Source organism: Agromyces sp. C10 (genome assembly GCF_023217995.1).
Taxonomy (GTDB): Bacteria; Actinomycetota; Actinomycetes; order Actinomycetales; family Microbacteriaceae; genus Agromyces; species Agromyces indicus.
This window is the reverse complement of sequence record NZ_JALPSX010000015.1, coordinates 21,421-34,758: the sequence shown is the minus strand read 5'-3', so window position 1 is coordinate 34,758 and position 13,338 is coordinate 21,421. Positions and strand designations below refer to the sequence as shown.

Sequence of the window (13,338 nt, the reverse complement as noted above, 5' to 3'; positions counted from 1 at the left end):
GAGCACCCACCGGGGCGTGCCCCGTCCGGCGGCCCGGATCAGCCCTCCCCGAAGACCCGCGCGAGCCCGGATCCACCGCCGTCCGGGCGTCGATTCACTGGAATGGTCGCCCGTTCGCGGCGGCCGCCACCGAAACGATCGCTCTGGAAGGAGCACCGCCATGTCCACCCTCTCCGCCCACACCGGGCTGCACCCGGTCCCGCACCGCCACCTGGCCGACCGTCTCGCGCCGGTACTCGCTCGGGCCTCGGCCGCCGAGGCCGCCCTCAAGGCGTTCCTGCTGCGCTGGAGCATCCCCGCGCTGCGCGTCGCCCTCGGCGCCGTGTTCGTCGCGTTCGGCGTCCTGAAGTTCATCCCGGGGGTGAGCCCCGTCGAGCCGCTCGTCCAGGCCACGTGGGGCGTCCTCACGTTCGGTCTCGTCGGCGGGCACCTCGCGATGGTCCTGACGGCCGTCATCGAGACCGTCGCCGGAGTCGCGCTCATCTCGGGCGTCTTCGCCCGCTTCGGGCTGGTCATGCTCGCCGTCGCGTTCGTCGGGATCTTCTCGCCCATCGTGTTCTTCACGAGCGAGCTCGTCACGGCCGCCGGTCCGACGCTGCTCGGCCAGTACATCGCGAAGAACGTGGTGCTCGTCGCCGCGGCGCTCGTCGTCGCCTCCCGGGTGCTCCGCGGTCCGCGCTCGACCGAGTGAGCCGGCGGTGCCGGCCGCCAGGCGGGGTGGGACGCGTCGCGTCCCGCCCCGTCCGCATGGTCGCGGCCCGGGTCGCGTCGCCGACCGCGTGGCGCTGGTAGCATCGATCGACCGACAACCTTGAAGTCCGTCCCGTGAGGCGGAGAAGGGAGTCCGCATGGCTGTGCGCACCGTGCTGCAGCAGGCTGACCTCGAACGGGCGCTGACCCGCATCGCACACGAGATCCTCGAAGCCAACAAGGGCCCCGACGATCTCGTCCTCCTCGGCATCCCCACGCGCGGCGTGGCACTCGCCGAACGCCTGGCGCGGATCATCACCCGCATCACCGGCGTCGACGTGCCGGCCGGCGCCCTCGACGTGACCATGTACCGCGACGACCTCGGCCGCAATCCGGTCCGCGCGACGCACCCGACCGAGGTGCCGGGCGACGGCGTCGACGGCCGCGTCGTCGTCCTCGTCGACGACGTGCTCTACTCCGGCCGCACCATCCGCGCCGCCCTCGATGCGCTCGCCGACCTCGGCCGCGCCCGCGCCGTGCGCCTCGCCGTGCTCGTCGACCGCGGCCACCGCGAGTTCCCGATCCGCGCCGACTACGTCGGCAAGAACCTGCCGAGCTCCACGCGCGAGCGCATCAACGTGCGCCTCGCGGAGGTCGACGGCGACGACGCCGTGACGATCGAGGGGAGCGACGCATGAGGCACCTGCTCAGCACGCGCGACCTCGCACGCGACGAGGCGATCGCGCTGCTCGACGTCGCGGAGGACATGGCGGCCGTCCAGGAGCGCGAGGTGAAGAAGCTGCCAACGCTCCGCGGCCGCACGGTCGTGAACCTCTTCTTCGAGGACAGCACGCGGACGCGCATCTCGTTCGAGGCGGCCGCCAAGCGGCTCTCGGCCGACGTGATCAACTTCAGCGCCAAGGGCTCGAGCGTGTCCAAGGGCGAGAGCCTGAAGGACACGGCGCAGACCCTGCAGGCGATGGGCGCGGACGGCGTCGTCATCCGCCACCACGCGTCCGGCGCCCCGCAGCGCCTCGCCACGAGCGGCTGGATCGACGCGGGCGTCGTCAACGCCGGCGACGGCACCCACGAGCACCCCACCCAGGCGCTCCTCGACGCGTTCACCATGCGGCGGCGCCTGCACGGCGCGGGCTCACGCGGTCGCGACCTCGACGGCGTGCGCGTGGTCATCGTCGGCGACATCCTGCACTCGCGCGTCGCGCGCTCGAACGTGTGGCTGCTCGCGACGCTCGGCGCGGAGGTCACCCTCGTCGCCCCGCCCACCCTCGTCCCGGTCGACGTCACCGGCTGGCCGGCATCCGTCGACTACGACCTCGACCACGCGCTCGCCGCCGCGCCCGACGTCGTCATGATGCTGCGCGTCCAGGCCGAGCGCATGCACGGCGCGTTCTTCCCGAACAGCCGCGAGTACGCACGCACCTGGGGACTCGACGACCTCAGGTTCGGGCGGTTGCCCACGACTACGATGGTGATGCATCCCGGCCCGATGAACCGCGGGTTCGAGATCGCCGCTCGCGTCGCCGATTCCCCCCAGTCCACGGTGCGCGAGCAGGTTGCGAACGGAGTATCAGTGAGAATGGCCGCCCTCTACCTGCTGCTGTCCGGCGAACGGGGTGAGGCCCGATGAGCGAGTCCTTCCTCATCCGCGGCGCCACCCTGCCCACGGGCGAGCGCGCCGACCTCCTGCTGCAGGGCGGTCGCATCGCCGACGTGGGCTCGGTGACGGATGCCGCGGGCGCGACCGTCGTCGACGCCGAGGGCCTCATCGCCCTGCCCGGCCTCGTCGACCTGCACACCCACCTCCGCGAGCCCGGATACGAGCAGAGCGAGACCGTGCTCACCGGCACGCAGGCCGCGGCCGCGGGCGGATTCACGGCCGTCTTCGCGATGGCGAACACCTCGCCCGTCGCCGACACCGCGGGCGTCGTCGAGCAGGAGCTCTCGCTCGGCGAGGCCGCGGGCTACGCCACCGTGCGGCCCATCGGCGCGGTCACGGTCGGACTCCGGGGCGAACAGCTCGCCGAACTCGGCGCGATGGCCGCCTCGCGCGCCCGCGTGCGCGTCTTCAGCGACGACGGCTTCTGCGTCTTCGACCCGCTCCTCATGCGGCGCGCCCTCGAGTATGTGAAGGCGTTCGACGGCGTCATCGCCCAGCACGCCCAGGAGCCCCGCCTCACGCAGGGCGCGCAGATGAACGAGGGAGCCCTGTCGGGCGAGCTCGGCCTGGCGGGGTGGCCCGCGGTCGCCGAGGAGTCGATCATCGCGCGCGATGTCCTCCTGGCCGAGCACGTCGGCTCGCGCCTGCACGTGTGCCACGTCTCCACCGCCGGATCCGTCGAGGTCATCCGCTGGGCCAAGGCGCGCGGCATCGACGTCACCGCCGAGGTCACCCCCCACCACCTGCTCCTCACCGAGGAGCTCATCGCCGGCCGCGGCGACGGGGCCGCTCCGGTCGCCGCGTACGACCCCCGGTTCAAGGTCAACCCGCCCCTGCGCCGCCGGGAGGACGTCGAGGCCCTGCGCGCGGCGCTCGCCGACGGCACGATCGACATCGTCGCGACCGACCACGCCCCGCACCCCGTCGAGGCGAAGGAGTGCGAGTGGGACGCCGCGGCCAACGGCATGGTCGGCCTCGAGTCCGCCCTCTCGGTCGTGCAGCACGCGATGGTCGACACGGGCCTCATCGGCTGGGCGGATGTCGCCCGGGTGCTCTCCGCGGCGCCCGCCCGCATCGGCCGCATCACCGGTCACGGCGAGCCCGTCGCGGCAGGCTCGGCGGCGGAGCTCACGCTGGTGGACCCGGCGGCGACCGAGGCGTTCGGCACGGAGCGGCTCGCGGGTCGCAGCGTGAACTCGCCGTACCTCGGCCGCACGCTGCCCGGCCGCGTGGTCGCGACCTTCCACCGCGGGGTGCCCACGGTCCTCGAGGGCGTCCTCCGGCCCGCCGACGAGGTGGCTGCGGCATCCGCTCGCGCCGCCCGAGGAGGCGTCGCGTGACCGAGTGGTGGGTCGGCGTGCTCGCCGCCGTGGCGGTCGTGGCCGTGATCGGACTGCTCATGCTGCGTTCGTGGCGACGGCGCGCGGTGCGCGACGAGTCGCTCGGGGCGTACGCGCCGCCGGCCGACCTCGGCGCACCCGTGCTCGAGGTCGAGGCGCTCTACGTCGCGACGACGCCCGAGGCCGAACCGCTCGAGCGACTCGCCGTCGACGGGCTCGCGTTCCGCGGCGCCGCGCACGTCGAGGTGCACCCGACCGGGGTCCTCCTCCGGATCGCCGGCGAGGTGCCGAGCTACGTGCCGGCCGATCGCATCGCGGGTGCCGGCACGGCCACCTACGCCATCGATCGCGGGGTCGAGCCCGAGGGGCTCGTCGCCCTCACCTGGATCGTGGACGACCGTTCGGACCCCGAGGTCCCGACGCGCGTCGACAGCTACCTGCGGTGCCGGTACCCGGGCGACAGCGCCCGGCTCGTCGCCGCCGTGAACGAGATCGCCGCGACGCCCGCCGCGTCGCGGCCCCCTGCAGACAACGAAGAGAGCGAGGCGTCGGATGACTGAGACCCCGACCCCGGTCGACGAGCAGGCCGCCCAGGCCGCCGTCGACCTCGACCGTGCCGTCCTGGTCCTGGAGGACGGCACCCGCTATGAGGGACGCGCGTACGGCGCCCGCGGCCGCACGCTCGGCGAGGCGGTCTTCGCGACCGGGATGACCGGCTATCAGGAGACGCTGACCGACCCGTCGTACGCCGGCCAGATCGTGCTCATGACGGCGCCGCACATCGGCAACACGGGCATGAACGACGACGACATGGAGTCGGCGAAGATCTGGGTCGCCGGGTTCGTGGTCCGCGACCCCTCCCGCGTCGTGTCGAACTTCCGCTCCCAGCGGAGCCTCGACGACGACCTCGCCGCCGCCGGCATCGTCGGCATCAGCCGGATCGACACGCGGGCGGTCACCCGGCACATCCGGTCGCTCGGCGCGATGCGCGCGGGCGTCTTCTCGGGCGAGGACGCGTACCTCTCACCCGGTGAGCAGCTCGAGCTCGTGCAGGGCGGCGAGCAGATGACCGGCCGCAACCTCTCCGGGTCGGTGTCGACGGGGGAGCGGTACACGCTCGACGCCGTCGGCGAGCGCGTCGGTTCGGTCGCCGTGCTCGACCTCGGCGTGAAGACGTCGACCCTGAAGTACCTCGCCGAGCGCGGCTTCGACGTGCACGTGCTCCCGCAGTCGGTCACGGCCGAGGAGGTGCTCGAACTGGCGCCCGACGCGCTGTTCTTCTCGAACGGTCCCGGCGACCCCGGGGCGTCCGACCGGCACGTCGACCTGCTCCGCACGACGCTGCGATCGGGCCTGCCGTACTTCGGCATCTGCTTCGGCAACCAGCTCCTCGGCCGCGCCCTCGGGTTCGAGACCTACAAGCTCCCGTTCGGCCACCGCGGCATCAACCAGCCCGTGCTCGACCGGGAGACCGGTCGCGTGGAGATCACGGCGCACAACCACGGCTTCGCCGTCGCCGCGCCGACCGATCGCGTGAGCGACTCGGCCGCGGGCTTCGGCCGCGTCGAGGTCAGCCACGTCGGCCTGAACGACAACGTCGTCGAGGGACTCAACTGCCTCGACATCCCCGCGTTCTCGGTGCAGTACCACCCCGAGTCGGCCGCAGGCCCGCACGACGCGAACTACCTCTTCGACCGCTTCCGCGACATGGTGATCGCGAGCAAGCAGAGCAAGGAGAACGGCGAGTAATGCCCAAGCGCGACGACATCAACTCCGTCCTCGTGATCGGCTCCGGGCCGATCGTCATCGGCCAGGCGGCCGAGTTCGACTATTCCGGCACCCAGGCGTGCCGCGTCCTCCGCGCCGAGGGCGTGCGGGTCATCCTCGTCAACCCCAACCCGGCGACGATCATGACCGACCCGGGCTTCGCGGATGCGACGTACGTCGAGCCGATCACGCCCGAGGTCATCGAGTCGATCATCGTGAAGGAGCGCCCCGACGCGGTGCTGCCCACGCTCGGCGGCCAGACCGCGCTGAATGCGGCCATCGCACTCCACGAGGCCGGGATCCTCGAGAAGCACGGCGTCGAGCTCATCGGCGCCAAGGTCGAGGCCATCCGCAAGGGCGAGGACCGGCAGCTCTTCAAGGACCTCGTGATCGCGGCCGGCGCGGATGTCGCCCGCTCGCACGTCGCGACGACCCTCGAGCAGGCGAAGGAGTTCGCACAGGACCTCGGCTATCCGCTCGTGGTCCGTCCGTCCTTCACGATGGGCGGCCTCGGCTCCGGCTTCGCGTACACGGAGCAGGACCTCGTCCGCATCGTGACGCAGGGCCTGCACGACTCGCCGACCACCGAGGTGCTCCTCGAGGAGTCCATCCTCGGCTGGAAGGAGTACGAGCTCGAGCTCATGCGCGACACGGCCGACAACACGGTCGTGGTCTGCTCGATCGAGAACGTCGACCCGGTCGGCGTGCACACGGGCGACTCGATCACCGTCGCGCCGGCGCTCACGCTCACGGACCGCGAGTACCAGAAGCTCCGTGACATCGGCATCGACATCATCCGCGCGGTGGGCGTGGACACCGGCGGCTGCAACATCCAGTTCGCCGTCGATCCCGCCGACGGGCGCGTCATCGTCATCGAGATGAACCCGCGCGTGTCGCGGTCGTCGGCGCTGGCCTCGAAGGCGACGGGCTTCCCGATCGCGAAGATCGCGGCGAAGCTCGCCATCGGCTACCGCCTCGACGAGATCCCGAACGACATCACGAAGGTGACGCCGGCGTCGTTCGAGCCGACGCTCGACTACGTCGTCGTGAAGGTGCCGCGGTTCGCGTTCGAGAAGTTCCCGGCGGCCGACCCGACCCTGACGACGACCATGAAGTCGGTCGGCGAGGCGATGGCGATCGGCCGCAACTTCACGACCGCGCTGCAGAAGTCGCTCCGCTCGCTCGAGAAGCGCGGATCGAGCTTCCACTGGGACGACGAGCCGCGATCCGTCGAGGAACTGCTCGAGGCCGCGGCGGTCCCGACCGACGGGCGCATCGTGCTCGTGCAGCAGGCGCTGCGGAAGGGCGCGACCGTCGAGCAGGCGTTCGAGGCGACGAAGATCGACCCGTGGTTCCTCGACCAGATCGTGCTGATCAACGAGGTCGCCGCGCAGGTCGCCGCCGCCGAGGCGCTCGACACCGACACCCTGCTGCTCGCCAAGGACCACGGCTTCTCCGACGCGCAGATCGGGCAGCTCCGCGGCTTCGGCGAGGCCGATGCGCGCGAGGTGCGCCACATCCTCGGCATCCGCCCGGTCTTCAAGACGGTCGACACGTGCGCGGGGGAGTTCCCGGCACTCACGCCGTACCACTACTCGAGCTACGACCTCGAGACCGAGGTGGCGCCGAGTGAGCGCCGCAAGGTCGTCATCCTCGGTTCGGGCCCGAACCGCATCGGCCAGGGCGTCGAGTTCGACTACTCGTGCGTGCACGCGTCGTTCGCGCTCTCGGACGCCGGGTTCGAGACGATCATGATCAACTGCAACCCGGAGACGGTCTCGACCGACTACGACACCAGCGACCGGCTCTACTTCGAGCCCCTCACGCTCGAGGACGTGCTCGAGGTGATCCACGCCGAGTCGCAGTCCGGCGAGCTCGTCGGCGTCGTGGTGCAGCTCGGCGGCCAGACCGCGCTCGGACTCGCGAAGGGCCTGGAGGCGGCCGGGGTCCCGATCCTCGGCACGAGCCCCGACGCCATCGACTCCGCCGAGGAGCGCGGCCAGTTCGCGGCGATCCTCGAGAGCGCGGGCCTCGTCGCGCCGCGCAACGGCACCGCGGTCGACCTGCAGGGCGCCGTGCAGGTGGCCGAGCAGATCGGCTACCCGGTGCTCGTGCGGCCGAGCTACGTGCTCGGCGGGCGCGGCATGGAGATCGTCTACGACACCCCGTCGCTCACCGATTACTTCGCCCGCATCGAGGGTCAGGGCATCGTCGGGCCGACGCATCCGCTGCTCGTCGACCGATTCCTCGACGACGCGATCGAGATCGACGTCGACGCGCTCTACGACGGCACCGAACTGTACGTCGGCGGCGTGATGGAGCACATCGAGGAGGCCGGCATCCACTCGGGCGACTCGAGCTGCACCCTGCCGCCCGTCACGCTCGGCCGCGCCGAGATCGACCGCGTGCGCGAGGCCACCCGCGCGATCGCCGAGGGCATCGGCGTCCAGGGACTGCTGAACGTGCAGTTCGCGGTCGGCGCGGGCGTGCTCTACGTGCTCGAGGCCAACCCGCGGGCGAGCCGCACGGTGCCCTTCGTCTCGAAGGCCCTCGGCATCCCCCTGGCGAAGGCCGCCTCGCGCATCATGGTCGGCGCGTCGATCCGCGAGCTCGTCGCCGAGGGCATGCTGCCCGAGGTCGACGGCTCCCGGGTGCCGCTCGATGCGCCCGTCGCGGTGAAGGAGGCCGTGCTGCCGTTCCACCGCTTCCGCACCGCCGAGGGCACCATGGTCGACTCGGTGCTCGGTCCCGAGATGCGCTCGACGGGCGAGGTCATGGGCATCGACAAGGACTTCCCGACCGCCTTCGCGAAGAGCCAGCTCGCGGCGTACGGCGGCATGCCGATCTCGGGGCGCGTGTTCGTGTCGGTCTCCGACCGCGACAAGCGCGCGATCATCCTGCCGGTGCTGCGACTGCAGCAGCTGGGCTACGAGATCGTCGCGACCGAGGGCACGGCCGAGGTGCTGCGCCGCAACGGCATCGGCACGGGCACCGTCCTGAAGTTCAGCGAGGCGCACGACGAGTCCGATCCGTCGGTCGTCGAGCTCATCCACCGGGGCGAGATCGACGTGGTCGTGAACACGCCGAGCGGTCGCTCGGCGCGCGCCGACGGCTACGAGATCCGGGCCGCGGCGGTGGCCGCCGACATCCCGCTGTTCACGACGATCGCCGAGCTCTCGGCTGCTGTCGCCTCCCTCGACGCGGTCAAGGGCGGGTTCGAGGTGACCAGCCTGCAGGAGTACGCGAGCCGACGCACGGCCGCGGTGGTCGCGTGACCGGCCCCGTCGCGTTCGGCGACCGCCTCCACGGCGCCTTCGAACGATACGGCCGACTCTGCGTCGGCATCGACCCGCACGCCTCGCTGCTCGACCAGTGGGGTCTCGACGACACGGCCGCGGGCGTCCGCGAGTTCGGCCTCCGCGTCGTGGGCGCGGCGGCCGGGCGCGCCGGCATCGTGAAGCCGCAGGTCGCGTTCTACGAGCGCCACGGCGCGGCCGGGTACATCGCACTCGAGCGGGTCCTCGCCGAGGCGCGCGACGCCGGCCTCCTCGTCATCGCCGACGTCAAGCGCGGCGACATCGGCACGAGCGTCGACGCGTACGGCGAGGCGTGGCTGCGCCCGGGTTCCGGCCTCGAGTCCGACGCCATGACGGTGAGCGCCTTCCAGGGGCTCGGGTCGATCGAGTCGGTGATGCGTCGAGCGGATGCCACGGGCAAGGGCCTCTTCGTGCTGTCGGCGACCTCCAACCCGGAGGCCGCCGCGATCCAACGCGCCGTGCTGCAGCAGTCGAGCCGTGAGGGCTCGACGGTGGCCGGTGCGATCTGCTCGGGCGTGGCGGCGTGGAACGCCGCCCGCGAGGATGCCGCCGACCGGCCGCTCGGGTCCGTCGGCGTCGTGCTCGGCGCGACCGTCGACCTCGCGGCGTCGGGCATCGACGTCTCGGCAGACCCCGCGGAGCCGGTGCTGCCCGTGCTCGCGCCGGGCTTCGGGCACCAGGGCGCCGACGTCCGCGACCTCGAGGCGATCTACGGCACGCTGTCGGCCGGCGTCATCGTGAGCGAGTCGCGCTCGCTGCTCGGCGCCGGACCCGACGGCATCGCCGAAGCCATCGTGCGCCGGGCCGACGAGATCGGAGCCGCACGTGTCTGACCGCGCCGTGGCATCCGCACCCCCCGAGGTCGACCGCGTCGCCGCCTCGCGCGCGGCGGTCGCCGCCCGTCGCGCGCGCGCCGCGGTGAAGCGCGAGATGGCCGCCGGCGGTCGGAGCCCGCTCGACGTGCTGCGGGCCGCCTACGAGGAGCCCGAGGGCGTGGAGGGCCGTCTCCGGGTGACCGAGTTCCTCACCGCCATCCCCGCGATCGGGCAGACGAAGTGCACCCGCATCATGGAGGAGCTCCAGATCGCCGCGTCGAAGCGGCTCGGCGGACTCGGCCGGCTGCAGCGGCGCCGGCTGCGGGAGTTCACGGCCGAGTGGATCGCCGACCACGGCGGCACCGGGGACCGGCTCGTGGTGCTCGCCGGGCCGACCGCGGTCGGCAAGGGCACCGTCGCCGGCTACATTCGGGAGCACCACCCCGAGGTGAAGCTGTCGGTGTCGGCGACCACCCGCGCGCCGCGTCCCGGCGAGGTCGAGGGGGAGCACTACTACTTCGTCTCCGACGAGGAGTTCGACCGGATGGTCGAGCGGGGCGAACTGCTGGAGTGGGCGACCGTCCACAACGCGTACCGGTACGGGACCCCGCGACGCCCGGTCGAGGAGGCCATCGCCGCGGGCAGCAGCGTGCTGCTCGAGATCGACATCCAGGGAGCCCGGTCGGTGCGACGCGCCATGCCCGAGGCGACACTGGTGTTCCTGCTGCCGCCGACGTGGGACGAGCTCGTGCGCCGCCTGGTGGGCCGCGGCACGGAGAGCCCCGCCGAACAGCAGCGCCGACTCGAGACCGCGAAGGTGGAGCTCGCGGCCGTCGAGGAGTTCGATCACCAGGTCGTGAACCACGAGGTCCGCGAGGCCGCGCAAAAGGTCGTAGACTTGATGCGGCCTCGAAAGGGTCGGCGTCATGCTGCCCTCCGCCAAGATCTTCCGCGCACCGAGGGTGCGCCTCACTCGTAAGGAGCCGCCATGGCCGAGAAGCTGTCCGGAATCATCGACCCGCCCATCGACGACCTGCTCTCGAAGGTCGACTCGAAGTACCAGCTCGTGATCTTCGCGTCCAAGCGCGCGCGCCAGATCAACGACTACTACGCCGACCTCCACGAGGGCAGCCTGTTCGACAACGTCGGACCGCTCGTCGACTCGTCGATCGACGACAAGCCGCTCTCGGTCGCCCTCCACGAGATCAACGAGGACAAGCTGCGCCTCCGCCCGATCGGCGAGTAGCCGGCAGGCGCGCATGGCGCTGAACATCGTCGTCGGCATCACCGGCGGCATCGCGGCGTACAAGGCCGTCTCGGTGGTGCGCTCGCTCGTGCTCGCCGGGCACGACGTCCACGTGGTGCCCACCGAGTCGGCGTTGCGCTTCGTCGGGCGACCGACGCTCGAGGCGATCTCCCGCAACCCGGTGCACACCGACCTCTTCGAGGGGGTCGCCGAGGTGCGGCACGTCGCCATCGGCCAGGCGGCCGATCTCATCGTTATCGCCCCGGCGACCGCGAACAGCATCGCGAAGCTCGCCGCCGGCCTGGCCGACGACCTGCTCGGCAACACCGTGCTGGCCAGCGAAGCCCCCGTGGTCATCGCGCCGGCCATGCACACCGAGATGTGGCGGCACCACGCCACGCAGGCCAACATCGCCACGCTCCGCGAGCGCGGCGTCACGATCGTGGGCCCGGCGGTCGGGCAGCTCACCGGGTCCGACAGCGGCCCCGGCCGGCTCGAGGAGCCCGACGTGATCGTGCGGGCGGCGCTCGAGGTCGCCGAACGGCGGGGGCTCGACGGGTCTGCTCCGGCCGACGCCGCTCGAGGCGCGCACGACCTGGCCGGACGACGCATCGTCGTCTCGGCCGGTGGCACGCGCGAGCCGCTCGACCCCGTGCGCTTCCTCGGCAACCGCTCGAGCGGCAAGCAGGGGGTCGCGATCGCCGAGGCCGCTGCGGCACGCGGCGCCGAGGTGACGCTGGTCGCCGCGAACCTCGAGGTCGCCGAGCCCGGCGGATGCCGCATCCGCCACGTCTCGAGTGCGCTCGAGCTGCGCGACGCCGTCCGCGAGGCGGCCGTGGGAGCAGACGCGGTCGTCATGGCCGCGGCGGTCGCGGACTACCGTCCGGCCACCGTGAGCGAGGCGAAGATCAAGAAGGTCGACGGCCAGGACCACCTGACCCTCGAACTCGTCCGCAACCCCGACATCCTGGCCGAGCTCGGCGCGAGCGACCATGACGGCACGCTGCTCGTCGGCTTCGCGGCCGAGACCGAGGCCGACCGCGATCGGCTCCTCGAGCTCGCGCGGGCCAAGCGCCGGGCCAAGGGCGCCGACCTCCTCGTCGTGAACCGGGTCGGCTGGTCGGAGGGCTTCGCGGCCGACGAGAACACGGTCGCGGTCGTCGGCCCCGACGACGCGATCGTCGCCGAGGCGTCCGGCAGCAAGATGTCGGTGGCCCACGGCATCCTCGACGTCATCGCCGGTCGGCTCGCGCCCGGCGTCGCAAGCACGAAGGAACCCCACCCCGCATGAGCGCACTGCGCCAGTTCACGTCCGAGTCCGTCACCGAGGGGCACCCCGACAAGATCTGCGACCAGGTCTCCGACGCGATCCTCGACGCGCTGCTCTCGGTCGACCCGCACGCGCGCGTGGCGGTCGAGACCCTCGTCACGACGGGCCTCGTGCACGTGGCCGGCGAGGTGTCGACGTCGGGCTACGTCGAGATTCCGGCGATCGTCCGCGATCGCATCACGTCGATCGGCTACGACTCCTCCGACGTCTGGTTCGACGGACGGTCGTGCGGCGTGTCGGTGTCGATCGGCGGGCAGTCGCCCGACATCGCGCAGGGCGTCGACCACGCCTACGAGTCGCGCGAGGGCGCGAGCATCGACGAGCTCGACCGGCAGGGCGCCGGCGACCAGGGCATCATGTTCGGCTACGCGGTCCGCGAGACGCCCGAGCTGATGCCGGTGCCGATCTGGCTCGCGCACCGCCTCGCCGAGCGGCTGGCGCGCGTGCGCAAGCAGGGCGAGCTCGACTACCTGCGTCCCGACGGCAAGACGCAGGTGACCATCGGCTACGAGGGGCAGACGGCCCGCACGATCGAGACGGTAGTGCTGTCGACGCAGCACTCGCCGAGCGTCTCCACCGAGCAGCTCCGCGCCGAGGTCGAGGAACTCGTGATCCGGCCCGTGCTCGACACCGTCGAACTGGCCCGGCCCGACCTGAAAGTGCTCATCAACCCGACCGGTCGATTCGAGATCGGCGGTCCGCAGGGCGATGCCGGGCTCACCGGCCGCAAGATCATCATCGACACGTACGGCGGCGCGAGCCGCCACGGCGGCGGCGCCTTCAGCGGCAAGGACCCGTCGAAGGTGGACCGTTCGGCCGCGTACGCCATGCGCTGGGTCGCGAAGAACGCCGTCGCGGCGGGGCTCGCCGACCGCCTCGAGCTGCAGGTGGCCTACGCGATCGGCGCCGCCGCGCCCGTCGGGCTCTACGTCGAGACGTTCGGCACCGGGCACGTGCCCGAGGACCGCATCATCGAGTCGATCCGCGAGGTCTTCGACCTGCGGCCCGCGGCGATCATCCGCGACCTCGACCTGCTGCGCCCGATCTACGCCGACACCGCGACGTACGGTCACTTCGGCCGCGAGCTGCCCGCCTTCACGTGGGAGCGCCTCGACCGCGTCGACGACCTCCGCGCCGCCGCCGGGCTCTGACGTG

12 protein-coding genes are annotated in these 13,338 nt (G+C 72.1%); all 12 read left to right on the top strand.

The window, feature by feature from the left end; translation table 11 throughout:
• Positions 1 to 160: 160 nt before the first annotated feature.
• Positions 161 to 691: a DoxX family membrane protein gene (locus M1L56_RS15530; protein ID WP_248599926.1), complete on the top strand. Its 531-nt coding sequence runs from the start codon at positions 161 to 163 to the stop codon at positions 689 to 691.
• 157 nt (positions 692 to 848) lie between these two features.
• Positions 849 to 1,388: a bifunctional pyr operon transcriptional regulator/uracil phosphoribosyltransferase PyrR gene (pyrR, locus tag M1L56_RS15525; RefSeq protein ID WP_248599925.1), complete on the top strand. Its 540-nt coding sequence runs from the start codon at positions 849 to 851 to the stop codon at positions 1,386 to 1,388.
• A complete protein-coding gene (locus M1L56_RS15520) occupies positions 1,385 to 2,338 on the top strand; it encodes an aspartate carbamoyltransferase catalytic subunit (protein ID WP_067947266.1) in 954 nt (317 codons plus the stop codon). Before pyrR ends, M1L56_RS15520 begins: the two co-directional genes overlap by 4 nt.
• Positions 2,335 to 3,708, top strand: a complete 1,374-nt coding sequence (locus M1L56_RS15515) for a dihydroorotase (RefSeq protein ID WP_248599924.1) — start codon at positions 2,335 to 2,337, stop codon at positions 3,706 to 3,708. Before M1L56_RS15520 ends, M1L56_RS15515 begins: the two co-directional genes overlap by 4 nt.
• Positions 3,705 to 4,268, top strand: coding sequence for a hypothetical protein (locus M1L56_RS15510; RefSeq protein ID WP_248599923.1), 564 nt, complete (start codon positions 3,705 to 3,707; stop codon positions 4,266 to 4,268). Before M1L56_RS15515 ends, M1L56_RS15510 begins: the two co-directional genes overlap by 4 nt.
• Positions 4,261 to 5,457, top strand: coding sequence for a glutamine-hydrolyzing carbamoyl-phosphate synthase small subunit (gene carA / locus M1L56_RS15505; protein WP_248599922.1), 1,197 nt, complete (start codon positions 4,261 to 4,263; stop codon positions 5,455 to 5,457). Before M1L56_RS15510 ends, carA begins: the two co-directional genes overlap by 8 nt.
• Positions 5,457 to 8,750, top strand: a complete 3,294-nt coding sequence (gene carB / locus M1L56_RS15500) for a carbamoyl-phosphate synthase large subunit (protein ID WP_248599921.1) — start codon at positions 5,457 to 5,459, stop codon at positions 8,748 to 8,750. The genes carA and carB overlap by 1 nt, the downstream gene beginning before the upstream one ends.
• A complete protein-coding gene (pyrF, locus tag M1L56_RS15495; protein WP_248599920.1) occupies positions 8,747 to 9,625 on the top strand; it encodes an orotidine-5'-phosphate decarboxylase in 879 nt (292 codons plus the stop codon). The genes carB and pyrF overlap by 4 nt, the downstream gene beginning before the upstream one ends.
• On the top strand, positions 9,618 to 10,586 hold the full coding sequence (gmk, locus tag M1L56_RS15490; RefSeq protein WP_067947278.1) for a guanylate kinase: 969 nt from the start codon (positions 9,618 to 9,620) through the stop codon (positions 10,584 to 10,586). The genes pyrF and gmk overlap by 8 nt, the downstream gene beginning before the upstream one ends.
• A gap of 9 nt (positions 10,587 to 10,595) precedes the next feature.
• On the top strand, positions 10,596 to 10,853 hold the full coding sequence (gene rpoZ / locus M1L56_RS15485; RefSeq protein ID WP_067947279.1) for a DNA-directed RNA polymerase subunit omega: 258 nt from the start codon (positions 10,596 to 10,598) through the stop codon (positions 10,851 to 10,853).
• 13 nt (positions 10,854 to 10,866) lie between these two features.
• The gene (gene coaBC / locus M1L56_RS15480) at positions 10,867 to 12,144 is read left to right on the top strand and encodes a bifunctional phosphopantothenoylcysteine decarboxylase/phosphopantothenate--cysteine ligase CoaBC (protein WP_374257016.1); all 1,278 of its coding nucleotides are present in this window, start codon (positions 10,867 to 10,869) and stop codon (positions 12,142 to 12,144) included.
• A complete protein-coding gene (gene metK / locus M1L56_RS15475) occupies positions 12,141 to 13,334 on the top strand; it encodes a methionine adenosyltransferase (protein WP_067947283.1) in 1,194 nt (397 codons plus the stop codon). Before coaBC ends, metK begins: the two co-directional genes overlap by 4 nt.
• Positions 13,335 to 13,338: the final 4 nt, after the last annotated feature.